Below are 20,924 nucleotides of genomic sequence, written 5' to 3' on the forward strand. Positions count from 1 at the left end.
GCCCCTCGTTTTTTTGTGTTGTACAGCGTATGGGAGTTGTTCTACGGTGTATGGCATGTCAACCTCGCAGGGCGAAAGCCCAAGCCAAGGCCTGGGGCAGAGCCACAGCCAAAGCCAAGGTCAAGGCCACCCCCAGCGCTGGCTGATCCTCGGTGTGATCCTGCTCGCCACGCTCACCGTGCTGATCGACAACACCGTCCTCAATGTCGCGATCCCCTCCCTCACCGAGGAGTTGGACGCGTCCACGGCGGACATCCAGTGGATGATCAACGCGTACTCGCTGGTCCAGTCGGGCCTGCTGCTCACCGCCGGCAGCGCGGCCGACCGCTACGGCCGCAAGAAGATGCTCGCCACGGGCCTGGTCCTCTTCGGCGTCGGCTCGGTCACCGCGGGGCTCGCCCAGAGCGCGACCCAGCTGATCGCGGCCCGCGCGGGCATGGGTGTCGGCGGCGCGCTCCTGATGACCACGACCCTCGCCGTCGTCGTGCAGATCTTCGACGAGACCGAGCGGGTCAAGGCGATCGGACTCTGGTCGACGGTCAACTCGCTCGGCTTCGCGGCGGGCCCGCTGCTCGGCGGCGTCATGCTCGAACACTTCTGGTGGGGCGCGATCTTCCTGATCAACCTCCCCGTGGCCGTCCTCGCCCTGGTCGCCGTGCTCAAGCTGGTTCCCGAGTCCAAGAACCCCCAGGGCGACCGCCCCGACCTCCTGGGTGCCGTCCTCTCCACGATCGGCATGACCGCCGTCGTCTACGCGATCATCTCGGGCCCCGAGCACGGCTGGACGTCGCTCCAGGTCCTGGGGTCGGGCGCGGTCGGCATCGCCGTCCTCGCGGCCTTCGTCCGCTGGGAGCTGAGCATCGAGCACCCCATGCTGGACATGCATTTCTTTCGCAACGAGCGCTTCGTCGGTGCCGTCGCGGGCGCGATCCTGGTCGCCTTCGGCATGGGCGGTTCCCTCTTCCTGCTCACCCAGCACCTCCAGTTCGTCCTCGGGTACGAGCCGTTGGAGGCGGGCCTGCGCATCGCCCCGATGGCCCTTTCCGTGGTGGCCCTCAACCTCGTCGGCGTGGGCGCCCGGATCGTCGGCAAGGTGGGCACCCCGGCCGCCATCGCCCTCGGTATGACGATGCTGTCGGCGGGCCTCGCCGCGATAGCCCTGTTCGGCGGCGGCACGGACGGCGGCTACGGCGGCATGCTGCTGGGCCTGGTCGTCATGGGCGCGGGCATCGCGGTCGCCATGCCCGCCATGGCCAACGCCATCATGAGCGCGATCCCCCCGGAGAAGGCGGGCGTGGGCGCGGGCGTCAACGGCACGCTCAGCGAATTCGGCCTCGGGCTCGGTGTGGCGGTCCTCGGCGCGGTTCTCAACTCCCGCTTCGCCGCGCTGGTTTCGGTCGCGGCGGCCTCGTTGCCCGCGGCGCTGGCCTCCGCGGAGTCGGCGGACGAGCGCGCGCGGATCACGGACGCGTTCGCCTCCGGCCTGGAGACGAGTCAACTGGTGGGAGCGATCGCCGTCCTCCTCGGTGGACTGCTGGCCGCGGCGTTGCTCCGGCGGGCCGAACGGGCAGACTCCGCGGTGACGGTGGCGGCGTAGGGCCCGCTTAGCATCAGGGAGGGGGCGGACCTCGGTGTTCCGGGGCGCCCCCTCCGTAAGAGTTCCGAGGAAGGTGCGCCATGGTGAGGGCAGCCGACCGGGCCAAGCGTCCGGCGCGGACCAGCGTCTGGTTGGAGGGCAAGGCCCCGCGGGGCGGCAGTGCCCGGGGCGGGCAGCCGTCGTCCCTCGACCGGGACCGGATCACCGAGGTCACGGTACGGCTGCTCGACGCGGAGGGGCTGGCCAAGTTCTCCATGCGCCGGCTGGCCGCCGAGCTGAACGTGACCGCGATGTCCGTCTACTGGTACGTGGACACCAAGGACGATCTTCTCGAGCTCGCCCTCGACGCGGTGTTCGGCGAACTGGAGCTGCCCGACCCGGAGTCGGGCGAGGACTGGCGCGAGCAGCTCCGGGCGCTGGCCGTCGGCTACCGGGGCCTGCTCGTACGGCATCCCTGGGTGTCGCCGCTCGTCGGCACGTTCCTCAACATCGGGCCGCACTCCATGGCGTTCTCGCTGCGGGTGCAGGAGGTCGTGCGCAACACGGGTCTTTCGTTGCGGCGGCAGAGCGGGGCGATCTCCGCCGTCTTCCAGTGGGTGTACGGGTTCGGGACGATCGAGGGGCACTTCGTGCAGCGGTGCGCGTCCGCGGGGATGACGCAGGACGAGTACTTCCACCAGGCCATGAGTACGTTCAGCGGGCATCCTCAGTTCGCCGAGAACTATGAGAGTGCGGCGGGGCTCATGGAGGCGCGTGGGGGTGACACGGTCGAGGAGATGCGGGAGCGGGACTTCTCTGTGGCGTTCGAGTTGTTGGTGGCGGGGATCGAGACGATGGTCGCCCGCGAAGCCGGTGGCTGAGGCCGGTGGATGAGTGCGGGTGGGTGGGGTGCTGGTCGCGCAGTTCCCCGCGCCCTAAAAGATTGCGCAGTTCCCCGCGCCCCTGAAGGACTGCGCCGTTCCCCGCGCCCCTGAAAGCAAAAGGGCTACTCCTGTGGGGCCAGCCTTGCCGGGAAGCCGCCCGTTGCCACCGGGCCCCACCTCTCCGGGGTGATCCTGATGATGGACTTGGCCTGCTTGAGCATGGCCTCTCGGTACTCGTTCCAGTCGGGGTGTTCGCCCGCGATGTTGCGGTAGTACTCGACGAGGGGCTCGACGGAGTCGGGGGAGTCGATCACCTCGGCCGTGCCGTCGATCTGGACCCAGGGGCCGTTCCACTCGTCGCTCAGGACGATCAGGCTGACGCGGTCGTCGCGCTTGGCGTTGCGGGTCTTCGCGCGCTCCGGGTAGGTCGAGACGACGATCCGGCCCGAGTCGTCCACTCCGCAGGTCAGCGGGGAACCCTGGGGACCGCCGTCCGACCTGCGCGTCAGCAGGATGGCGCGGTGGCGGGGGCGTACGAAGTCCAGCAGATCGTCGAGGGAGACAGAGGTGTTCGTCGCGATGTTCGATGCCATGGCCCCAGCCTAGAACTCGCTCCACCCCGGACGCGGCCTAGGACTCGATCGCCTCCGCGAGGTTGTCGTACACAGGCACGTCCCGGCGCATCCCCGTCAGCTCCAGGACACGGCTCGCCACCCCGTCCGGCCGTGCCGCCACGCGCAGTTGGGCGGGCCGGGGCAGCCGCCCGCGGACACCGGCGACCACACGGACGCCCTGGGAGTCCATGAAGTGCGTACGGGTGAGGTCCAGGACCAGCAGCCGCAGCCGGTCCCTCCTGGCGTCCACGACGTCCAGGGCGCCGACGAGGACGACATCGGCGTTGCTCAGATCGATCTCCGAGGGAAGCCTGAGCAGGGTGCATTCCGGCAGGTCAAAGGGGTTCGGGAAGAAGGTCATCGTACTCACCTGGCAGACGTTCGTCCGGATTCCGACGAGGCCGCTTCCTGACCCGCACGCCCATTGCACCACGCGTGCGGGCGAGATCGGAAGCACGTACGAAGAGCCGCGCCCTCACTCCAACAGAGCAGCTAAAGTGGCTCTTCGTCCTGTGCTCGCAGTCGGGAATGTGCTGCGGAGCTCTCCTGCGCACAGCCGCCGGGGTCTGTCGTCGAACCGACGACGGGATCCGGGGCCGTGCATGCCGAAGAGGTTCGTGGTGGCTGCGTCTGAGTTTTCCGAATTGCCCCGTTTTTCCGGGGGTCTTGAGCTGGCCGAGACACTGACGGTCGCGGCTCAGCAGCTGCACGAGACGTCCAGTCCCCGCGGCACCCTGCGGACCGCCGTCCGGCTGGCCGTGCACATCCTTCCCGGCGCCGAGCACGCCGGTATCTCCGTCATCGAGCGCAAGGCCCACCGCCAGACCCTCGCCTGGACCGACGAGATCGTCCGCTCCGCCGAGGCCCTGGCCTCGGGCGGGGACCACCAGCACTGGACCCGGCTGTGGACCTCCCCGGTCGCCCGTATCGAGGACAGCGCCTCCGGCGACGACGACGGCGAACCCGCGCTCTCCGACCTCGGGCTGCGCTCGGTCCTCTCGCTCCGGCTGCGCGCCGAACGCCAGCGGCTCACCGTCCTCACGGCGTACGCGACCAAGCCGCGGGCCTTCGACGACTCGGCCACCCGGATCGGCCGGCTGTTCACCGCGCACGTCAGCATCGCGTTCGACTCGGCGACCGCCCGCGAACAGCTCACCGAGGCCATGCGCACCCGGGACCTGATCGGCCAGGCCACGGGCATCCTCATGGAACGCCTCGACATCGACGCGGCGGAGGCCTTCGACAGCCTCGTACGCACTTCCCAGCGGGAGAACGTCAAGCTCCGCGACCTGGCCAGACGAATCGTCGACGCCAGGAGCAGCGAGTGACCGGGCGTCACAGCGACGGCAGCGTCCCGCCCTGCACCGCCTGGATGTCCAGCTCCACCTTCAGCGTCGTACCGATCGCCGCGATGCCCGCCTGGAGCACCTGGTTGTAGTTCATGGCGAAGTCCTCGCGGCGCAGTTCAGTGGTGGCGCGGAAGGCCGCGCGCGTGCCGCCCCAGGGGTCGGCGCCGGTGCCCAGGTAGGCCAGGTCGAGGTCGACCGGGCGTACGACCCCGTGCATGGTCAGTTCGCCGTGGACCGTCCAGCGGTCGGTGCCGGTGGCCGGGGTCAGGCTCGTCGAGACGTACGTGATCTGCGGGTGGCGCTCGACGTCCAGGAAGTCCGCGGACTTCAGGTGGCCGTCGCGCATGGCGTTGCCGGTGTCGATGGAGGCCGCTGAAATCACCGCCTCCACCCGGGACTTGGCCACCTCGTCCGGTGCGATGTCGATCGAGCCCGCGAACTCCGTGAACCGCCCGTGCACGCTGGAGATGCCCAGGTGCTGGGCGACCGCGCCCACGGAGGAGTGGGCCGGGTCGACGGTCCAGGGTCCGGGCGGCGGCAGTTCGGTGCCGCCCTGCCGGGCCAGCGTCACCGTGCCGATGGCGGCCCGGCCGCTCGCCGTCACGATCGCGCTGGACGCGGCGGGCGCGTACCCGACGGCCGTGACGATCACGGTGTACGCCCCGGGCGCGAGCTCCGTCGCATCCCGTACTCCGCCCTCCTCGTCCGCCTCGGCGCGCACCACCTGCGTGCCCGTCCCGTCGGTCACCGTGACGACCGCGTGCGACACGGCCCAGCCGTCCCTCGTACGGATCCGCGCGGTCAGTCCCATGGCAAGCAACCTCTCGTAAATGAAACCGGCCCGTGGTGCGTGCCTCCGCAAGAGCACGCGCCACGGGCCGGGGTCCTCAACTGGCTCTCAACTGGTTCTCGACTACTCGCCGGGGTGGGCGAGTTCGATGTCGTGGCCGTCCACGCCGCCGCCGTTCACGGTCAGCGCCGTGGCCACCGGCGGGTAGCCGGTCGCGATGACCGTGTACTCGCCGCTGTCCAGGTCGGCGAAGGCGTACGCCCCGTCGGCCCCGGTGGTGGCGGTGCCGACCACGTTGCCCGCCGCGTCGACGAGCGTGACGCGGGCGTCGCCCAGCGGTCCGCCGGGTGCCCGCACGACGCCCTGGAGCTGGGCTCCGGCGGTGAGGGCGACCTCGATCCGGGTGACCCCGGTGCCGCCGACCTCGACGGGCAGGGCCCGCGGCCGGTGTCCGGCGGCGTTCACCGCGACGGTCACGGCGCCCGGCACCAGCTCGGCGAAGGCGAACTCGCCCTGCTCACCGGTGGTCCCGGTGGCCAGCACGTCACCGCGCACATCGGTCACGATCACCATCGCGCCCACGACCGGCTTCCCGCCCTCGGCGGCCTTCACCGTGCCGGACAGCCCGCTCGTCCCGCTCAGCAGGATGTCGTACGCGAGCGGCTCACCGTTCACGACGACCGTCGAGGCCTGCGGCTGGAACCCGTCCGCCGAGGCGATCAGCACGTACGAACCCGTGCCGGGCGCGTCCACCGCGTAGGCGCCGTCGGCCTGCGCGACCGAGCGGCCCAGCTGACGGCCCGCGAGCGAGATCAGCGTGACGGCGGCCCGGGGGACGGGCGCGCTCTCGGCCCCGCGGACGTATCCGCGCACCGCGACCCCGCCCGAGCCGTTGCCGGAGGCACCGCCGGCCCCGGCCGCCACGGTGGCGACGGCGGCGAGCCGCTGGGTGCCCTCGGTACCGGTACCGGTACCGGTACCGGTACCGCTTCCGTTGCCGGTTCCGGTGTCCGCGACGGCCCAGCTGGGGACGCGCTCGTCGGCCTCGGTCGAGACGGCCTCGGTCGCGACAGCCGTGGTGTCAGCCGTGGCGACAGCACTCGCCGGGGTGGCCTCGGCGACGGCCGTGACATCCGGCTGCGCCTCGGCGGCCTGCGCCAGCGCACCCGACGTACGCAGCGGGACCTCCTTGATGAACAGCGTGACGAGGAAGGCGAGCAGTGCCAGCGCGCCCGCGATCAGGAAGACGTCCGCGATGCCGTGCCCGTACGCGCTCTCCATGACCGTGCGCAGCGGCGCGGGCAGCGCGTCCATGTCCGGGATGCTGCCGCCGGTGCTCGAACCGGCCGCGGCGGCCGCGTCCTTCGGGTCGAGGCCGGTCAGACCGTCCTTGACGTAGTCGGTGATCCGGTTGGCCATCACCGCACCCAGAGCTGAGACGCCGATCGCGCCGCCGAGGGAGCGGAAGAAGGTCACCGTGGAGCTGGCCGAGCCGAGGTCCTCCGGCGCCACCTGGTTCTGCGTGGACAGCACCAGGTTCTGCATCATCATGCCGATGCCGAGACCCAGCAGCGCCATGAAGACGGCGACCCGCCAGTAGTCCGTGTCGTACCGGATGGTGCCCAGCAGACCGAGCCCCGCGGTGATCAGGACACCGCCGCTGACCAGCCAGACCTTCCACTTGCCCGTCTTGGTGATGATCTGCCCGGAGACGGTGGAGGAGATGAACAGGCCACCGATCATGGGGATCGTCATGACACCCGACATGGTCGGGGACTTGTCCCGCGCCAGCTGGAAGTACTGGCTGAAGAAGACGGTGCCGGAGAACATCGCGACACCCACGAAGAGCGAGGCGAGAGAGGAGAGGGTGATGGTCCGGTTGCGGAAGAGCCGCAGCGGGATGATCGGTTCCCTGGCCTTCGACTCGACGAGCACGAACAGCAGCCCCAGGGCGACGGCACCACCGACCATGGCGTACGTCTGCCACGACACCCACTCGTACTTGTCACCCGCGAAGGTGACCCAGACCAGCAGCAGCGAGACCGCGGCGGAGATGAGGAACGCGCCGCCCCAGTCGACCTTCACGTCCCGCTTCACGACGGGCAGGTGCAGGGTCTTCTGCAGCACGATCAGCGCGATGACCGCGAACGGCACACCGACGTAGAAGCACCAGCGCCAGCCGAGCCAGCTGGTGTCGGTGATGACACCGCCGAGCAGCGGGCCGCCGACGGTCGCGACTGCGAACGTGGCGCCGAGGTAGCCGGAGTACCGGCCGCGCTCGCGCGGGGAGATCATCGCCGCCATCACGATCTGCGCGAGGGCGGACAGACCGCCCACGCCGATGCCCTGCACCACGCGGCAGGCGATCAGCATGCCGGGGTTCTGCGACAGGCCCGCGGCGGCCGATCCCAGGACGTAGATGACGAGGGCTATCTGGACGAGCGCCTTCTTGCTGTACAGGTCGGCGAGCTTGCCCCACAGGGGTGTCGCGGCGGTCATCGACAGCAGTGCGGCGGTGACGACCCAGGTGTAGGCGGACTGGCCACCGCCCAGGTCGCCGATGATCTCGGGCAGGGCGTTGGTGACGATCGTCGACGACAGGATCGCGACGAACATGCCGAGCAGCAGTCCGGAGAGGGCCTCCATGATCTGCCGGTGCGTCATCGGGGCGCCGTCGGCACCTCCGTGCTTGGCGTGTGAGCCCCGCACACCGGTTGGTGTGGTCGTTGCCATGGGCTTCCTTTTCTTGTGATGCGTCATACGGGTGTACGGGTTGTCTGCTCGACGAGGGGTACCGCCGGTACGGGCCTGCAGTCGCCGAAGCTGGTGCGCAGGCGGCCGAGCAGGGTGTTGAGCTGGTCGACCTCGTCGTCCGACCAGTCCGCCAGGTAGTGGACGAGTGCGTTCATGTAGCGCTCGGAGAGTTCGGCGAGCATGTCCTGGCCTGCTGGGGTGAGGCGCAGGATGCGTGAGCGTTTGTCGGCGGGGTCGGGGGACCGGTCGATCCAGCCGCGCTCCGCCACGTGCGCCACGTGCCGGCTCGTCACCGACATGTCGATGGCGAGCAGCTCCGCGAGCCGGCTCATCCGCATCTCGCCGTGCCGGTCCAGCAGGGTGAGCACGGCGGCGGACCCCGCCGGGCACTCGTGCGGGAGGACTCTGCCGAGACCCCGCTTCACAGCACCGATGGCACTGAGTTGCCGGGCCAGCTCCTCGTACTGACGCCGAGCAGCCATCGCACCTCCCTGATTTGTTGCTTCAGGCAACCATAAGAACGGTTGGTTGCTGCAGGCAAATGAAAGCGGCTTCGCCGGCCTAAAACCTTGGCAAAGGCAAGTATTGCCAAACGTAAACGCGCAGGTGGGGTGGCTTTTGTGGGTGGAGGCCCATCGTCGGGTGCGGGTGGGTGGGCGCTGGCTGCGCGGTTCCCCGCGCCCCTGGGTGGGTGGGGCTGAGGCTCGCCCACCCAGGGGCGCGGGGAACTGCGCGAGCAACCAAGGCGAACCGTCACCTGACGAACCGACCTCACCCACCGGTGCCTTCAGAGGCGCAACCAACCACGACGCCCCGAGGCCAACGAATCACCCCACCCCACACCCACACCGGAGCCGCCCCAAAGGGGCACCCGGGTGGACGTTCACCCGAACCGCCACCTAGAGTCCAGCCCCATGGCAAACACCCAGGGCCCCGAGGGCAACTACGACCCCGCGGGTAGCACCCAGATGTTCCGAGCGTTCGTCGACGACCCGCAGAGCACCCGCCAGCAGGCGGCCCCCGCGGGCCCCCGCATCGGCCTGATCGTCGGCGTGATCGTGGCCGTCGCGGTCGTGGCAGTCGTCGCCTGGCTCGCGCTCAAGTAGGCCTCGCGCAGCTCTTCACGTAGGCCGGGGCACCGCAAGGCGCCCCCGCCCGCTCCTACTCGAACCGGACGGACACGTCCCGCGTCTCGACGTGCATGCCCAGCGGTACGCGCCACGCGTCGACGCACACCGTCCAGGTCTTCTCTTTCCGCGCGCCCGGAGCGATCGGCGCGGGAAGCTTCTCGGCCGACTCGACGGTCGCCCAGTCGATCCCGAGCGCCCCGATGATGTGCGTCCCCAGGGTCACCGTGCCCGAACGCACCGCGGTGCCCCCGGTGTTGTGGAACCCGACGGTGACCTTCTCGCACCAGCGCTTGTCGGCGGGCTCCCGCTCGGGGTCACCGATGCTGAGCACGGCGGGCCCGGGCTTCGCGGGGCTCCCGGAACTCTCCGCACCGCCACCAGGCGCTCCAGTGCCAGAGCCGGAACTCCCGCTCGCGGAACCGGAGTCGGAACCGGAGTCGGATCCGGAACCCGAGTTACCCCCGCCCGCCGACGGAGTCGTACGCCCGCCGCCGTCGGACCCCGAAGCGGAGGCCGCCCCGGACACCGCCGAGCCGCCACCGCCCGCGCTCCCGCTTCCCGGACTGCCCGGAGACCCCGAACTCCCGGCCCCCGACCTGCCCATCGCCCCCTCGGGCGCCGCAGCGCCCTCCAACGGCACCAACTCCACATCCCCCGTGGGCGCCACCGCCTCGCCGGAGGACGCGGGCCGCTGCACGGCCACGTAACCCTCACTGCCGCCGCCGGTCCCGCAGGCGGCGAGGACCGTCCCCAGACAGACGAAAGCCGCCGAGGCACCCACAAGGGCACCTCGGCGACCGCGAATCGACTCGTGACCCATCCGTCGGCGCATCGCGCCAGTGTGGCTGACGGGTCGTCAATTATGAACCCTTGGTAGGGATCCCAGTCGGAGACCAGGCCCTTCCGTCCGGCTCCGGCCTCAGTCGGAGATCAGGCCTTCCCGCAGCTGCGACAGCGTCCGCGTGAGCAGTCGGGAGACGTGCATCTGCGAGATGCCGACCTCCTCGCCGATCTGCGACTGCGTCATGTTCGCGAAGAAGCGGAGCATGATGATCCGCCGCTCGCGGGGCGGGAGTTTGGCGAGCAGGGGCTTCAGGGACTCGCGGTACTCGACGCCCTCCAGCGCCGTGTCCTCGTAGCCGAGGCGGTCCGCGAGGGAGCCTTCTCCGCCGTCGTCCTCGGGGGCCGGCGAGTCGAGCGACGACGCCGTGTACGCGTTGCCGACCGCGAGGCCGTCGACCACGTCCTCCTCGGACACGCCGAGGACGGTGGCGAGTTCGGCCACGGTCGGCGAGCGGTCCAGCTTCTGGGAGAGCTCGTCACTGGCCTTGGTGAGGGCCAGCCGCAGCTCCTGGAGGCGGCGCGGCACCCGCACCGACCACGAGGTGTCCCGGAAGAAGCGCTTGATCTCGCCCACGACCGTCGGCATCGCGAACGTCGGGAACTCGACCCCGCGTTCGCAGTCGAAGCGGTCGATCGCCTTGATCAGGCCGATCGTGCCGACCTGGACGATGTCCTCCATCGGCTCGTTGCGCGACCGGAAACGCGCGGCGGCGTAACGCACCAGCGGGAGGTTGAGCTCGATGAGCGTGTCCCGTACGTAGGCACGCTCGGGGCTGTTCTCGTCCAGTGCGGCGAGCCGCAGGAACAGGGAGCGGGACAGGGTGCGGGTGTCGATGGCTTCCGAGGTCGGGGGAAAGGCCGGGGCTTCCACGGCCGGGACGGCCGGAACATCGGCAACGACACTGTGAAGCGCGTCTGGCGCCGGTTCGCTCTTCGTGAGCGTGAGCACCTTCGAGCTGCCCTGGTCTGCGGACATGCCACCCCCTTTGGGTCGCGGACGGTCGCGGCGGACGCTCCCGTCGAAGGAACGCAGCCTCCACCTGAATACCGGAGGTGGGGCTGCGGCAAACGCGTCACCGGAAGAATGTCACATGTCGGCAACACGCTGTAGTGACATGTCGACACAGGAGGGGTGAATAGGCCCTGGAAAAGGGGGGTCTGACGCTTTTTGGACGCAGAAATGTCAGGAAAAGGCCTTGAGGGCGATTCGCTCTTGCGGGTTACGCCTCGATCCTGTTTGCGGATCGCAGTCTGGCGAAGCTGCGTGCGAGCAGCCTTGACACATGCATCTGCGAAACGCCCAGTTCGGCACTGATCTGTGACTGCGTCAGATTGCTGTAGTAGCGCAGCAGAAGGATCCGCTGCTCCCGCTCGGGGAGCTGGACGAGGAGGTGCCGTACGAGGTCGCGGTGTTCGACCCCGTCGAGCGCGGGGTCCTCGTAGCCGAGCCGGTCGAGGAGTCCCGGCAGCCCGTCGCCCTCCTGGGCGGCCTCCAGCGAGGTCGCGTGGTACGAGCGTCCGGCCTCGATGCAGGCCAGGACCTCGTCCTCGGTGATCCGCAGCCGCTCGGCGATCTCACCGGTCGTGGGCGTGCGCCCGAAGGCCGTCGTGAGGTCCTCGGTCGCGCTGTTCACCTGCACCCACAGCTCGTGCAGCCGGCGCGGTACGTGGACCGTGCGGACGTTGTCGCGGAAGTACCGCTTGATCTCGCCGACCACCGTGGGCATCGCGAAGGTCGGGAACTGCACGCCCCGGTCGGGGTCGAAACGGTCGATGGCGTTGATCAGGCCGATGGTGCCGACCTGGACGACGTCCTCCATGGGCTCGTTGCGCGACCGGAACCGGGCGGCGGCGTACCGCACCAGCGGAAGGTTCGCCTCGATCAGCGCGGCCCGCACCCGGCCGTGTTCGGTGCTGCCCGGCTCAAGGTTCTTGAGCTCGCCGAAGAGAACCTGGGTGAGGGCCCGGGTGTCGGCCCCGCGGCGGCGCTGCGGGCCTTCCTCGGTGTCGGGAAGGCGCTCCTGGGCTGGGGCCGAGGGTGGAGCCGGGGGCTCATGGGGCGGTGCTTGAGGCGCAGTACTGGCCGGCACGGTCAACTCCACCTCTGGGTCGGTCAACATCCGTCAACTCATCCGTCAAAAGCGGTCATAGCATCACAAGACATGTGCACTGTGTGCAAGCACCGCATAACTCCGTGTTGAGCGTCAGTTGGGGCCCGGGGAGGTGGCCTGGCGGGTTCCCGAGCGGGGCCGGAGACGCGAAACGGCCCCCCGCCGTTCAGGCGAGGGGCCGGGGGCGTGCGCCGGGCGCGCGTCAGAACTCGTAGTCGGCGATCACCCACGTGGCGAACTCCCGCCACAGTGCGACGCCCGCCTGGTGCGCGGGGTGCTCGATGTACCGCCTGAGCGCGTCCGTGTCCTCGACCGCCGAGTTGATCGCGAAGTCGTACGCGATGGGCCGGTCGGTGATGTTCCACTCGCACTCCCAGAACTTCAGTTCGGGGATCTGTCCGCCGAGGGCGCGGAAGGCGGCGACGCCCTCGACGACGCGCGGGTCGTCGCGCTCCACACCCTCGTTGAGCTTGAAGAGGACCAGATGGCGGATCACGGGGACTCCTAGTTCTTGGCCCCGTCGGCGATCCACGTCATGAAGTCCCCGACGGCCTGAGCGGCATTCGAAATGCCCTCGAACCCTATCTGGACGTAGTCGGCGGCCTTGGCAGGGTCGGTGATGATCACGTACAGCGCGAACACGATGAGCACGTAGACGGCGATCTTCTTCGAATTCACCGCCATCGCGGCCTCCCCGTGTGCCTGCTGCCTGCTGTCTTGTCGGCTGCGCCTGTCGGGCTGCGCCTGTCGGGCTGCGCCTGTTGGGACCCCTGTTGCCGGCGGTGAGTGTAACCCGGACAGTTGATATGACGATCTTTCAAACCGTGCCGAGTGTTGTGCGAGTTATGAACGCACGAAGGGCCCCGTCTTTCGACGGGGCCCTTCAGAAGCGGTAGCGGAGGGATTTGAACCCTCGGTGACTTGCGCCACACTCGCTTTCGAGGCGAGCTCCTTCGGCCGCTCGGACACGCTACCGAGAGAGATCCTAGCCCACGTTGGGCCGTGCTCCGAAATCGGTATTCGGCCCCCGACCGGGCAGCCGCGCCGACGGCCGGATCAGCGGTCGCGGAAGAAGTCGGTGAGCAGCCGGGCGCACTCCTCGTCGAGTACGCCGGCGATCACTTCGGGCCGGTGGTTGAGCCGCCGGTCGCGTACGACGTCCCAGAGGGAGCCGGCCGCGCCCGCCTTCTCGTCGCGGGCGCCGTAGACCACGCGGTCCAGGCGGGACTGCACGATCGCGCCCGCGCACATCGTGCAGGGTTCGAGGGTCACGACGAGCGTGCAGCCGGTGAGCCGCCACTCCCCGAGCTTCGCCGCGGCCCGCCGGACGGCGAGCACCTCGGCGTGGGCGGTCGGATCGCCGGTCGCCTCACGTTCGTTGTGGCCGGTGGCGAGGACCGTCGTGCCGTCCGGGGACAGCACGACGGCGCCGACGGGGACGTCCCCGCCCCGGACGGCCGACCCGGCCTCGTCCAGGGCGAGCCGCATCGCCGCCCGCCAGCGGTCGCGTACGGGGTCCTGTTCGCTCTGAGCGCTCGGGGGAGTCAGCGGACGGTCTCCAGGACCTCCGCCGCGCCGAGCCGCTCGGCGATCTCACCGAGCGCGTCCGTGCTGTCCAGGGCCAGCAGCTCCTTCTCGTTCACGCCGAGGTCCGTGAGGACCTCGCGGTCTCCGATGGGTCCGGACGGCACGGTCTCACCCTTGGCCGTGACGCCGACGTCGTCCTCATCGTCGTCGTCGGCCTCGCTGTCGGGCTCACCGTCCTCCGTACCGTCGAGGTCGAGGGAGTCCAGGTCGGCGACATCGTCGTCGCCGGGATCCCTTCCGAGCAGTTCGTCGGTGAGGAGGATCTCGCCGTACGAACTACGGGCAGCGGCCGCTGCGTCCGAGACGTAGATACGAGGGTCCTCCTCGCCGTCCACGCGGACGACTCCGAACCACGCGTCCTCCTGCTCGATGTAGACGAGCACCGTGTCGTCGTCGACCGAGGCTTCGCGGGCCAGGTCGCTCAGATCCGACAGGGTCTCCACATCGTCGAGCTCTGTGTCGCTCGCTTCCCACCCGTCTTCGGTGCGCGCGAGCAGTGCGGCGAAGTACACCGTGACTCTCCCACTGGTCATAGACGTGCCGGTTGGGGGTCCCCCCGGCGGAGGCTGTGGGCGGGGAGCGCGTGTGCCGAGCCCCGCCCACTCGGAATCGTGGCAGAAACGGAGCGTTCAGGAGAGGTCTTCGGCTCGCTGTGTCCCGGTCGCGTCTCAGCGCCCGTTCCCGTGTCGCGTGCGTCACGCCGCCGTACGGCCTCACCTGGGCGCCCAGCACCCACCGACAGCGGGATCGTACGCCGACACGGCCTCCGCCTCGCACGCGGCTTCCCGAGTGATCGTCGGGCGGGTCGCCGGCGGACGGTCCCGGGGCGGGCGGTTCGCCCGCACCGCGGCGGGACCTGCGCGGGCGTGGCCCCCGTCGGCCTACCTGCCGGCTACCAGCGGAATGTGCGCATGCGCATGGCGTGGCGCAGCCGGGCCGTCTTGGCCCGCCGGGGCTGCACCCGGTCGCGCAGCTCGCGCGCCTCCGTGAGCTCTCGCAGGAACTGGGCGCGGCGCCTTCGTCGCGCGGCCTCGCTCAACGGGTCCTCGCGGTCCTCACGGCTCCGCTGCTCCGGGTCGGACATGGGCAACACCCCCAGTCGGTCCTTCCCACTTTCCCTCCGACGGGCGGTTTGATGCCAGCGGAGGTTTGGAGGTGGTTCGAGGTCGGGGCGAGGTATCGGAAGAGTCGGTGGAGAGCGAGGGGCGGGCGGCGGGCGCCCGGATACCCTTGTGGGCATGCGTCTCCACGTCGTCGACCACCCTCTGGTCGCTCACAAGCTCACCACGCTGCGCGACCGTCGCACCGATTCCCCGACCTTCCGGCGACTCGCCGACGAGCTGGTCACCCTGCTCGCCTACGAGGCCACCCGGGACGTGCGCACCGAGCAGGTCGACATCGTGACCCCGGTGTCCCCGACCACGGGCGTCAAGCTGTCCCACCCGCGCCCGCTCGTCGTCCCGATCCTGCGAGCCGGCCTCGGCATGCTCGACGGCATGGTGCGGCTGCTGCCGACCGCCGAGGTGGGCTTCCTGGGCATGGTGCGCGACGAGGAGACGCTCCAGGCGTCCACGTACGCGACCCGCATGCCGGACGACCTCTCCGGCCGCCAGGTGTACGTCCTCGACCCGATGCTCGCCACCGGCGGCACGCTCGTCGCGGCGATCCAGGAGCTCATGAAGCGCGGCGCCGACGATGTGACGGCCGTGGTCCTCCTCGCCGCCCCCGAGGGCGTCGAGGTCATGGAGCGCGAGCTGGCCGGCTCGCCCGTGACGGTCGTGACCGCGTCGGTCGACGAGCGCCTGAACGAGCACGGCTACATCGTCCCGGGCCTGGGCGACGCGGGCGACCGGATGTACGGCGCGGCCGAATAGCGGGCCCGGGCTCATGCAGGGCGCGGGCCCGTACGGGGCCTGTTAGCAGCTCTTCTTCGTCGCCGAGGGCGTCGGTGCGGGCTTGGCCAGTGTGGTCAGGGCCTTGTCGGCGTCCTCTTTCTTCGTCAGGGACTTGAAGGCCGTGCCGAGGATCAGGTCGACCTCCGCGGGCTTCGCGCGGGTGTCGGTCCTCAGCTCGGCGCCGGTGAGCTGCGTCGCGAGGACGGGGAGCGCGGCGTCGGAGGCCGCCTTGGCACCGAGGACTATCCCGGCGCCCTTGACCTTCTTGTCGTACGTCTTCGTCGCGTTGCCGACGTCACCGATCTTGAAGCCGCGTTTCTTCAGCTCGTCGGCGGTGTCCTTGGCGAGGCCGCCGCGGGGGGTGGCGTTGAAGACGTTCACGGTGATCTGGGCGGGCTTGGGGAGGGCCTTGACCGGGCTCGGGGAGGGCGAGGGGGATGCCGTGCAGTCGGCGGCCGGTCCTGCCGCGGAAGCCTCGTCGCCGCCGCCTGTGAAGACGTCGATGAGCTGCAGCGTTCCCCAGCCGATCAGTCCGAGCGCGGCGACGGAGGCGACTACCGCGAGCGCGATTCTGCGGCGCCCTCGGTTTCTGCGCATCCGCGGGTACTTGTCCCCCGTGATCTTGTACTGGCCGCCCATGCCAGGGGGAGTCAGCATGCTCATGGGCGCAGCGTAGTGCGCGTTGGCGGGGATGCCTACTAGATGATCATTGACCGGGGGTCAGTCCAACCCGAAAGGGCCAATTCGCTCCGCGGGGGGCGGGGTTTTGGGTGCGGGCCGACCGTGGCCGGGTGCGCGGTTCCTCGCGCCCCTTTGAGGTGGGTCGGGGCTGCGGTGGACTGCGATGTGCGGGCATGCCGTGGTTGAGCGCGCAGTTCCCCGCGCCCCTGACGGGGCGCTCCTGCTGAGCCGGGCCTGAAGGTCCCGCTCAGTCCAGTTCCAGGACTCGGGCGTGGAGGACCTGGCGTTGTTGGAGGGCGGCTCGGACGGCTCGGTGGAGGCCGTCTTCGAGGTAGAGGTCGCCCTGCCACTTCACGACGTGCGCGAAGAGGTCGCCGTAGAACGTGGAGTCCTCGGCGAGCAGGGTTTCCAGGTCGAGCTGGCCCTTGGTCGTCACCAGTTGGTCGAGGCGGACCGGGCGTGGCGCGACGTCCGCCCACTGCCGGGTGCTTTCCCGGCCGTGGTCGGGGTACGGCCGGCCGTTTCCGATGCGCTTGAAGATCACACGGAAAGCCTACCGGTCAAGAGCTTCCGGGCGCAGCCATGGTGGCGGAGTGCGACGCTGGAAATGACGCCGTAAATCGGGGCAAACCGGTAATTCTCCTAGATCACCCTTTCAAGATCGGTTCGGATGCGGGCCGAGGACAGCCTTGGGCAAACCGGGAACAGGGGTCTGAAATGACTGACAGTGAAGCGCCGCCGGCAAAGGCACCCGAAGGCGTGAGCGGTGCTCCCGCGCTTCCGCAGCCGGTCCTCGAAATCGCCTCCGGGTACGCCTTCACGGGCCCCGCCCTCGATCTGGGCGCCCTGCTGTGGGACGGGCGGTGCCTGCCGGACGTACAGATCCGGATCCCGCTGCCGATGCTCAACCGGCACGGGCTGGTCGCCGGGGCCACCGGTACCGGCAAGACGAAGACCCTGCAGCTCATCGCCGAGCAGCTGTCCGCGCAGGGCGTGCCGGTGTTCCTCGCCGATGTGAAGGGTGACGTCTCCGGGATCTCGGCGCCGGGGCAGGAGAACGACAAGGTGCGGACGCGGGCCGGGGAGGTCCGCCAGGAGTGGACGCCGGCCGGGTTCCCCTGCGAGTTCTACGCCCTCGGGGGCATGGGCCACGGCATCCCCGTACGCGCGACCATCACCGGCTTCGGGCCGGTCCTGCTGTCCAAGGTGCTCCAGCTCAACCAGACCCAGGAGCAGTCGCTCGGCCTGATTTTCCACTACGCCGACCAGAAGGGCCTGGAGCTGGTCGACCTGAAGGATCTGCGGGCCGTGGTGACCTTCCTGACCTCCGACGAGGGGAAGTCCGAGCTCAAGGGCATCGGCGGGCTCTCCACGGCCACGGCCGGGGTGATCCTGCGCTCGCTGACGGCGTTCGAGGCGCAGGGGATGAGCCCGTTCTTCGGGGAGCCGGAGTTCGACACGAGCGAGCTGTCGCGGGTGGCGGGGGACGGGCGGGGCACGGTCTCCGTCCTGGAGCTGCCCGCCGTGCAGGACAAGCCGCAGCTCTTCTCCACGTTCCTGATGTGGCTGCTCGCCGACCTGTTCCACGATCTGCCGGAGGTCGGTGACGTGGACAGGCCGAAGCTCGTCTTCTTCTTCGACGAGGCGCACCTGCTCTTCAACGACGCGTCGAAGGCCTTCCTGGACGCCATCACCCAGACCGTCCGGCTGATTCGCTCGAAAGGGGTCGGCGTCTTCTTCGTCACCCAGACGCCCAAGGACGTGCCCGGGGACGTCCTCGCCCAGCTCGGCAACCGGGTGCAGCACGCGCTGCGCGCCTTCACGCCCGACGACCAGAAGGCCCTCAGGGCCACCGTGAAGACCTTCCCCAACTCCCCGTACGACCTGGAGGAGGTCCTCACCGCGCTCGGGACCGGCGAGGCCGTGGTCACCGTCCTCAGCGAGAAGGGCGCGCCGACGCCGGTCGCGGCGACACGACTGCGGGCGCCGGAGTCCCTGATGGGTCCCGTCGATCCGGCCGCCCTCGACCGGGCGGTCGAGCAGTCGCCGCTGTACGGGCGTTACGCGGAGGCGGTCGACCGGGAGTCGGCGTACGAGAAGCTGACGGCGAGGGAGGCGCAGGCCGCGGCTTCATCGGCCCCCTCCGCGCCCTCGGAGCCGGCTTCGTCGCGGGGGCGCGGGCGGAAGGGCGACGACCAGGACTCCTCCGTCGTCCAGCAGGTCGTCGGCAGCGGTGTGTTCAAGTCCCTTGCCCGGAGCCTGGGTACGCAGGTCGGCCGCGAGATCACCCGGTCGATCTTCGGAACGGCCCGGCGGAGGCGGTAGTCCCGCGCCGAAGGGCCCGGGGAGGCGGTACAGGTCCACCTCCCCGGGCGGGGGCGGCTCAGTCGCGCTTGAGGTCCTTCGGCGGGGACTGCTGCTCCGGCGCGGGTTCCGGGGTGACGGCGTGGGTGTCACGCGTCGGCGTCGGCTTCGGGGCGTTGCGGAGGGATTCGGCGCGTACGAGGGCACGCAGGATCGCGTACGGGTCCTTCGACATGGGGGTCCTCTCGTGCTGCTGGGGAAGGTGGGCGGTCCGGAGCGGGACCGTCAGCAGCGGAGGACCATGCAGCGCTGGGCGCGCGGGGTGGGGGCGTACGGAGGTACGGGGTGGGCGTGCCGCCTCGGGCGCGGGTGTGCGGGGGCGGGAGGTCGTGCGGGGCGCTGGGGTACGAGGTGGCGGTGGCCCTGGCGGGCCGGTGGGCGCAGGGCCGTGTCCAGGAGGTCGTGGGGGTGTTCCAGACCGGACTCGGTGGAGACGGCGGCCGGTGGTGCGGTGCGGGTTCCGGTGTGGCCGCCCACGGCACTCACCGTGCAGGTCGCGCACAGGAGGGCCGCGAGCGCCATGAGGAACCGTGGCCAGGCGGGCCGACGGTTCCGGCGCTCGCGCCGTGGGGTGAACCGGTCGGGGGTCATGAGTGGTCATGTCCCCGGGACGGGTGGGTGGTTCATCGGCCGGGTCCCGAGAACCGCCCTCTTGGCGTAGGGGTTCGCCTGTGGGTGGGTGGGGGCGGCGTGGTTCGTTGGGTGCGGGTGGGTATTGGCCGAGTGCGCGGTTCCCCGCGCCCCTGAAAGACAAAAGCCGGGGCGCAGCCCCACTTTCAGGGGCGCGGGGAACTGCGCGGGCAACCCCGACCGGCCCGCACGGCTGAACGAACCCTCAGGACCGAACCCCCAAGACCGAGGCCCCTCAAAATGCCCGCGGTGCATACCGCGCCCGCTTGCGCAGCTGTACCGCCGTGATGGTCTCCGTGATGCCGAGGGCGAGGAGCCAGCAGCCGCCGACCACCGTGAGGACGGCGACCGACTCGAAGGGGGAGACGATCAGGACGACGCCGGCGAGAAAGCTGAGGACGCCGAGGAGGATCTGCCAGCCGCGGGCGGGGACGGACGGGTCGGACACCGCGGCCAGGGTCTGCGTCACGCCCCGGAAGAGCCAGCCGATGCCGATCCACAGCGCGAGCAGCAGGATCGACTGCATCGCCCCGCGGAAGCAGAACAGGCCGAGCAGGATCGACAGGGCGCCGCTGATGAAAGCCATGACCCGCAGGGAGGTCGCCGCGTGCGTACCGAAGGCGGAGACCAGTTGGAGCACGCCGCTGAAGAGCAGGTAGAGCCCGAAGAGCACCCCCGCCGCGAACAGCGTCGCCTCGGGCCACACCAGGATCATGACCCCGAGCGCCAGTGTCGCGATCCCGGCGGCCAGTACGGCCTGCCAGGCGGTGCGGGTGAGGAGGAAGAGCGGATTCTCAGGTCCGGGGCGACCCAGTGCTCCGGGTCCGCCTCCGGGTCCGCCACTCGATCCGCCGGGCCTCTCCGGCCGGTGCGGGTCGCGGGCCGCGTGGACCCGCCGGTCGTCGTTGTCCGACCCCCAGGGCGCTCCACTCGGTACCTCGGCCATGCTCCATGCTCGGACCGCCGACCAGCACCCCGCCACCTGGGACGGCCGACCGACTGACCTCCCCCTCCGGCCCTGCTACTCCCCGCAGGCCCTCACTTGCCGGAGGACTTCGCCGCCTTCTCCGCCTTCGCCGCCGCCTTCATCTCCTGCTTGTGCGCACGTACCTTCGTCAGCGACTCCGGCCCCGTGATGTCGGCGACCGAGCGGAAGGACTTGTCCTCGCCGTACGCACCGGCCGCCTCGCGCCAGCCCTTCGGGCGTACGCCGAGCTGCTTGCCCAGCAGCGCGAGGAAGATCTGTGCCTTCTGGGCGCCGAAGCCGGGCAGCTCCTTGAGGCGGCGGAGGAGTTCCTCGCCGGTCTTCACGCCCTCCCAGACCTTCGCCGCGTCCCCTTCGTAGTGCTCCACGAGGTACTGGCACAGCTGCTGGATCCGCTTGGCCATCGAGCCGGGGTAGCGGTGCACGGCCGGCTTCTCGGACAGCAGCGCTGCGAAGGCCTCGGGGTCGTGCGCCGCGATCTCGTGCGCGTCGAGATCGTCCGTGCCGAGGCGCTGCGCGATCGTGTACGGGCCCGCGAAGGCCCACTCCATCGGAACCTGCTGGTCGAGGAGCATGCCGACGAGCGCGGCGAGCGGGCTGCGGCCGAGCAGTTCGTCGGCCTCGGGCTGCTGGGCTAGATGAAGCGTGGCGTCCATGCTCCGATCATCGCAAGTGAGCGCTCGGGCCGCGCGTCATCGCGGGGCCGTGCCAAGCAGGTGCCCCGCCCAAGC

26 protein-coding genes and 1 tRNA gene are annotated in these 20,924 nt (G+C 70.2%); 7 read left to right on the top strand and 20 right to left on the bottom strand.

What is annotated here, in order from left to right; translation table 11 throughout:
* Positions 1–55 precede the first annotated feature (55 nt).
* The gene (locus tag ACN20J_RS26150) at positions 56–1,597 is read left to right on the top strand and encodes an MFS transporter (protein WP_419666926.1); all 1,542 of its coding nucleotides are present in this window, start codon (positions 56–58) and stop codon (positions 1,595–1,597) included.
* A gap of 80 nt (positions 1,598–1,677) precedes the next feature.
* Positions 1,678–2,457, top strand: a complete 780-nt coding sequence (locus ACN20J_RS26155) for a TetR/AcrR family transcriptional regulator (RefSeq protein ID WP_361920565.1) — start codon at positions 1,678–1,680, stop codon at positions 2,455–2,457.
* A gap of 125 nt (positions 2,458–2,582) precedes the next feature.
* Here ACN20J_RS26155 and ACN20J_RS26160 read toward each other — a convergent pair whose 3' ends face one another.
* Together ACN20J_RS26160 and ACN20J_RS26165 are read right to left on the bottom strand one after the other, a co-directional pair.
* On the bottom strand, positions 2,583–3,053 hold the full coding sequence (locus tag ACN20J_RS26160; RefSeq protein WP_189841615.1) for a PPOX class F420-dependent oxidoreductase: 471 nt from the start codon (positions 3,051–3,053) through the stop codon (positions 2,583–2,585).
* A 37-nt stretch (positions 3,054–3,090) separates the two neighbouring features.
* Positions 3,091–3,435 carry an STAS domain-containing protein gene (locus tag ACN20J_RS26165; RefSeq protein ID WP_419668955.1) on the bottom strand — a complete coding sequence of 115 codons (345 nt, stop codon included), beginning with the start codon at positions 3,433–3,435 and terminating at the stop codon, positions 3,091–3,093.
* A gap of 241 nt (positions 3,436–3,676) precedes the next feature.
* On the opposite strand from ACN20J_RS26165, the gene ACN20J_RS26170 reads away from it, so the two are divergent.
* Positions 3,677–4,402: a GAF and ANTAR domain-containing protein gene (locus ACN20J_RS26170; RefSeq protein ID WP_190230860.1), complete on the top strand. Its 726-nt coding sequence runs from the start codon at positions 3,677–3,679 to the stop codon at positions 4,400–4,402.
* Between the two features lie 7 nt (positions 4,403–4,409).
* On the opposite strand, the gene ACN20J_RS26175 is transcribed toward ACN20J_RS26170, so the two are convergent.
* From ACN20J_RS26175 to ACN20J_RS26185, 3 genes are all read right to left on the bottom strand, one after another.
* Complete coding sequence (locus ACN20J_RS26175) at positions 4,410–5,234, bottom strand: YceI family protein (RefSeq protein ID WP_419666927.1); 825 nt, start codon at positions 5,232–5,234, stop codon at positions 4,410–4,412.
* A gap of 102 nt (positions 5,235–5,336) precedes the next feature.
* Complete coding sequence (locus tag ACN20J_RS26180; protein WP_419666928.1) at positions 5,337–7,946, bottom strand: MFS transporter; 2,610 nt, start codon at positions 7,944–7,946, stop codon at positions 5,337–5,339.
* Positions 7,947–7,969: 23 nt separating this feature from the next.
* The gene (locus tag ACN20J_RS26185; protein WP_419666929.1) at positions 7,970–8,449 is read right to left on the bottom strand and encodes a MarR family winged helix-turn-helix transcriptional regulator; all 480 of its coding nucleotides are present in this window, start codon (positions 8,447–8,449) and stop codon (positions 7,970–7,972) included.
* Positions 8,450–8,881: 432 nt separating this feature from the next.
* Here ACN20J_RS26185 and ACN20J_RS26190 point away from each other — a divergent pair, with 432 nt between their 5' ends.
* Complete coding sequence (locus ACN20J_RS26190) at positions 8,882–9,073, top strand: hypothetical protein (protein WP_055618259.1); 192 nt, start codon at positions 8,882–8,884, stop codon at positions 9,071–9,073.
* A 55-nt stretch (positions 9,074–9,128) separates the two neighbouring features.
* On the opposite strand, the gene ACN20J_RS26195 is transcribed toward ACN20J_RS26190, so the two are convergent.
* Positions 9,129–9,428, bottom strand: coding sequence for a hypothetical protein (locus tag ACN20J_RS26195; RefSeq protein ID WP_307887696.1), 300 nt, complete (start codon positions 9,426–9,428; stop codon positions 9,129–9,131).
* Between the two features lie 58 nt (positions 9,429–9,486).
* Here ACN20J_RS26195 and ACN20J_RS26200 point away from each other — a divergent pair, with 58 nt between their 5' ends.
* Complete coding sequence (locus tag ACN20J_RS26200; RefSeq protein WP_419666930.1) at positions 9,487–9,804, top strand: hypothetical protein; 318 nt, start codon at positions 9,487–9,489, stop codon at positions 9,802–9,804.
* A gap of 212 nt (positions 9,805–10,016) precedes the next feature.
* Here ACN20J_RS26200 and ACN20J_RS26205 read toward each other — a convergent pair whose 3' ends face one another.
* From ACN20J_RS26205 to ACN20J_RS26240, 8 genes are all read right to left on the bottom strand, one after another.
* Positions 10,017–10,916 carry an RNA polymerase sigma factor SigF gene (locus ACN20J_RS26205; RefSeq protein WP_055618261.1) on the bottom strand — a complete coding sequence of 300 codons (900 nt, stop codon included), beginning with the start codon at positions 10,914–10,916 and terminating at the stop codon, positions 10,017–10,019.
* Between the two features lie 244 nt (positions 10,917–11,160).
* A complete protein-coding gene (locus ACN20J_RS26210) occupies positions 11,161–12,060 on the bottom strand; it encodes an RNA polymerase sigma factor SigF (RefSeq protein WP_055618262.1) in 900 nt (299 codons plus the stop codon).
* A gap of 193 nt (positions 12,061–12,253) precedes the next feature.
* Positions 12,254–12,547, bottom strand: coding sequence for a Dabb family protein (locus ACN20J_RS26215; protein ID WP_190230866.1), 294 nt, complete (start codon positions 12,545–12,547; stop codon positions 12,254–12,256).
* Positions 12,548–12,555: 8 nt separating this feature from the next.
* Positions 12,556–12,735, bottom strand: coding sequence for a hypothetical protein (locus ACN20J_RS26220; RefSeq protein ID WP_055618264.1), 180 nt, complete (start codon positions 12,733–12,735; stop codon positions 12,556–12,558).
* Between the two features lie 206 nt (positions 12,736–12,941).
* Positions 12,942–13,026: transfer RNA gene (locus tag ACN20J_RS26225), tRNA-Ser, on the bottom strand.
* 81 nt (positions 13,027–13,107) lie between these two features.
* On the bottom strand, positions 13,108–13,539 hold the full coding sequence (tadA, locus tag ACN20J_RS26230; protein ID WP_190230867.1) for a tRNA adenosine(34) deaminase TadA: 432 nt from the start codon (positions 13,537–13,539) through the stop codon (positions 13,108–13,110).
* A gap of 56 nt (positions 13,540–13,595) precedes the next feature.
* Positions 13,596–14,150, bottom strand: coding sequence for a hypothetical protein (locus tag ACN20J_RS26235; RefSeq protein WP_055618266.1), 555 nt, complete (start codon positions 14,148–14,150; stop codon positions 13,596–13,598).
* 380 nt (positions 14,151–14,530) lie between these two features.
* On the bottom strand, positions 14,531–14,722 hold the full coding sequence (locus ACN20J_RS26240; protein WP_189841622.1) for a hypothetical protein: 192 nt from the start codon (positions 14,720–14,722) through the stop codon (positions 14,531–14,533).
* Between the two features lie 154 nt (positions 14,723–14,876).
* Between ACN20J_RS26240 and upp the strand changes: the two genes are divergently transcribed.
* Entirely contained in the window at positions 14,877–15,512 is a 636-nt protein-coding gene (upp, locus tag ACN20J_RS26245; protein WP_055618267.1) for a uracil phosphoribosyltransferase, read from the top strand.
* A 42-nt stretch (positions 15,513–15,554) separates the two neighbouring features.
* Here upp and ACN20J_RS26250 read toward each other — a convergent pair whose 3' ends face one another.
* A complete protein-coding gene (locus tag ACN20J_RS26250; RefSeq protein WP_246575471.1) occupies positions 15,555–16,196 on the bottom strand; it encodes a LytR C-terminal domain-containing protein in 642 nt (213 codons plus the stop codon).
* A gap of 265 nt (positions 16,197–16,461) precedes the next feature.
* A complete protein-coding gene (locus ACN20J_RS26255; RefSeq protein WP_003999914.1) occupies positions 16,462–16,758 on the bottom strand; it encodes a type II toxin-antitoxin system VapB family antitoxin in 297 nt (98 codons plus the stop codon).
* A 173-nt stretch (positions 16,759–16,931) separates the two neighbouring features.
* Here ACN20J_RS26255 and ACN20J_RS26260 point away from each other — a divergent pair, with 173 nt between their 5' ends.
* A complete protein-coding gene (locus ACN20J_RS26260; RefSeq protein WP_419666931.1) occupies positions 16,932–18,539 on the top strand; it encodes a helicase HerA-like domain-containing protein in 1,608 nt (535 codons plus the stop codon).
* Positions 18,540–18,597: 58 nt separating this feature from the next.
* On the opposite strand, the gene ACN20J_RS26265 is transcribed toward ACN20J_RS26260, so the two are convergent.
* The 4 genes from ACN20J_RS26265 to ACN20J_RS26280 form a co-directional block, all read right to left on the bottom strand.
* Complete coding sequence (locus ACN20J_RS26265; protein WP_190230869.1) at positions 18,598–18,753, bottom strand: hypothetical protein; 156 nt, start codon at positions 18,751–18,753, stop codon at positions 18,598–18,600.
* 50 nt (positions 18,754–18,803) lie between these two features.
* Positions 18,804–19,169, bottom strand: coding sequence for a hypothetical protein (locus ACN20J_RS26270; protein WP_419666932.1), 366 nt, complete (start codon positions 19,167–19,169; stop codon positions 18,804–18,806).
* 274 nt (positions 19,170–19,443) lie between these two features.
* Positions 19,444–20,154, bottom strand: coding sequence for an HdeD family acid-resistance protein (locus ACN20J_RS26275; RefSeq protein ID WP_362305044.1), 711 nt, complete (start codon positions 20,152–20,154; stop codon positions 19,444–19,446).
* Between the two features lie 92 nt (positions 20,155–20,246).
* Entirely contained in the window at positions 20,247–20,849 is a 603-nt protein-coding gene (locus ACN20J_RS26280) for an HhH-GPD-type base excision DNA repair protein (protein WP_366769542.1), read from the bottom strand.
* Positions 20,850–20,924 lie beyond the last annotated feature (75 nt).

Origin of the sequence: Streptomyces sp. 2-1, from assembly GCF_048564895.1 — a bacterium.
In the GTDB taxonomy this organism is placed as follows: domain Bacteria; phylum Actinomycetota; class Actinomycetes; order Streptomycetales; family Streptomycetaceae; genus Streptomyces; species Streptomyces phaeochromogenes.

Excerpts from the sequence above, each read along its gene's own strand:
- ACN20J_RS26155 (WP_361920565.1), top strand. The coding sequence starts at position 1,678 with ATGGTGAGGGCAGCCGACCGGGCCAAGCGTCCGGCGCGGACCAGCGTC.
- ACN20J_RS26250 (WP_246575471.1), bottom strand. The coding sequence starts at position 16,196 with ATGAGCATGCTGACTCCCCCTGGCATGGGCGGCCAGTACAAGATCACG.
- ACN20J_RS26160 (WP_189841615.1), bottom strand. The coding sequence starts at position 3,053 with ATGGCATCGAACATCGCGACGAACACCTCTGTCTCCCTCGACGATCTG.
- ACN20J_RS26175 (WP_419666927.1), bottom strand. The coding sequence starts at position 5,234 with ATGGGACTGACCGCGCGGATCCGTACGAGGGACGGCTGGGCCGTGTCG.
- ACN20J_RS26170 (WP_190230860.1), top strand. The coding sequence starts at position 3,677 with ATGCCGAAGAGGTTCGTGGTGGCTGCGTCTGAGTTTTCCGAATTGCCC.
- ACN20J_RS26220 (WP_055618264.1), bottom strand. The coding sequence starts at position 12,735 with ATGGCGGTGAATTCGAAGAAGATCGCCGTCTACGTGCTCATCGTGTTC.
- ACN20J_RS26260 (WP_419666931.1), top strand. The coding sequence starts at position 16,932 with ATGACTGACAGTGAAGCGCCGCCGGCAAAGGCACCCGAAGGCGTGAGC.
- upp (WP_055618267.1), top strand. The coding sequence starts at position 14,877 with ATGCGTCTCCACGTCGTCGACCACCCTCTGGTCGCTCACAAGCTCACC.
- tadA (WP_190230867.1), bottom strand. The coding sequence starts at position 13,539 with ATGCGGCTCGCCCTGGACGAGGCCGGGTCGGCCGTCCGGGGCGGGGAC.
- ACN20J_RS26165 (WP_419668955.1), bottom strand. The coding sequence starts at position 3,435 with ATGACCTTCTTCCCGAACCCCTTTGACCTGCCGGAATGCACCCTGCTC.
- ACN20J_RS26240 (WP_189841622.1), bottom strand. The coding sequence starts at position 14,722 with ATGTCCGACCCGGAGCAGCGGAGCCGTGAGGACCGCGAGGACCCGTTG.
- ACN20J_RS26190 (WP_055618259.1), top strand. The coding sequence starts at position 8,882 with ATGGCAAACACCCAGGGCCCCGAGGGCAACTACGACCCCGCGGGTAGC.
- ACN20J_RS26180 (WP_419666928.1), bottom strand. The coding sequence starts at position 7,946 with ATGGCAACGACCACACCAACCGGTGTGCGGGGCTCACACGCCAAGCAC.
- ACN20J_RS26205 (WP_055618261.1), bottom strand. The coding sequence starts at position 10,916 with ATGTCCGCAGACCAGGGCAGCTCGAAGGTGCTCACGCTCACGAAGAGC.
- ACN20J_RS26210 (WP_055618262.1), bottom strand. The coding sequence starts at position 12,060 with ATGTTGACCGACCCAGAGGTGGAGTTGACCGTGCCGGCCAGTACTGCG.
- ACN20J_RS26275 (WP_362305044.1), bottom strand. The coding sequence starts at position 20,154 with ATGGCCGAGGTACCGAGTGGAGCGCCCTGGGGGTCGGACAACGACGAC.
- ACN20J_RS26270 (WP_419666932.1), bottom strand. The coding sequence starts at position 19,169 with ATGACCCCCGACCGGTTCACCCCACGGCGCGAGCGCCGGAACCGTCGG.
- ACN20J_RS26150 (WP_419666926.1), top strand. The coding sequence starts at position 56 with ATGTCAACCTCGCAGGGCGAAAGCCCAAGCCAAGGCCTGGGGCAGAGC.
- ACN20J_RS26280 (WP_366769542.1), bottom strand. The coding sequence starts at position 20,849 with ATGGACGCCACGCTTCATCTAGCCCAGCAGCCCGAGGCCGACGAACTG.
- ACN20J_RS26265 (WP_190230869.1), bottom strand. The coding sequence starts at position 18,753 with ATGTCGAAGGACCCGTACGCGATCCTGCGTGCCCTCGTACGCGCCGAA.
- ACN20J_RS26185 (WP_419666929.1), bottom strand. The coding sequence starts at position 8,449 with ATGGCTGCTCGGCGTCAGTACGAGGAGCTGGCCCGGCAACTCAGTGCC.